The organism is Pseudomonas sp. PDM03 (assembly GCF_014852385.1).
Lineage (GTDB): Bacteria > Pseudomonadota > Gammaproteobacteria > Pseudomonadales > Pseudomonadaceae > Aquipseudomonas > Aquipseudomonas migulae.
On the sequence record NZ_JACVBM010000059.1, the window covers coordinates 1 to 243 of the forward strand.

Below are 243 nucleotides of genomic sequence, written 5' to 3' on the forward strand. Positions count from 1 at the left end.
GGCGGCTGGTCATGCCGTTTGAATTGAAGGTGAAAACCGGGTTGGCGTATTACCTGGTATTCCCGGAGAAACCTGCACCTTCGCCGAAGTTGCGTGAATTGATGGGGTGGTTGGTGGAGCAGGCTCACTCCCACATTGGTTTTCAGTGGGACTCAATACCCGACAGTAAACCGCTGACGGGAGTGCTTCGGCGCTTCCACTTCATCGAACATCGCAATCGCATAATCAGCAAACGTAATCCAG

At 53.1% G+C, this 243-nt stretch carries 1 pseudogene; it reads left to right on the forward strand.

The annotated features are described in order from the left end of the window. Positions 1-243 (forward strand): annotated as a pseudogene (locus IB254_RS29795) (hypothetical protein); the annotation flags it as partial.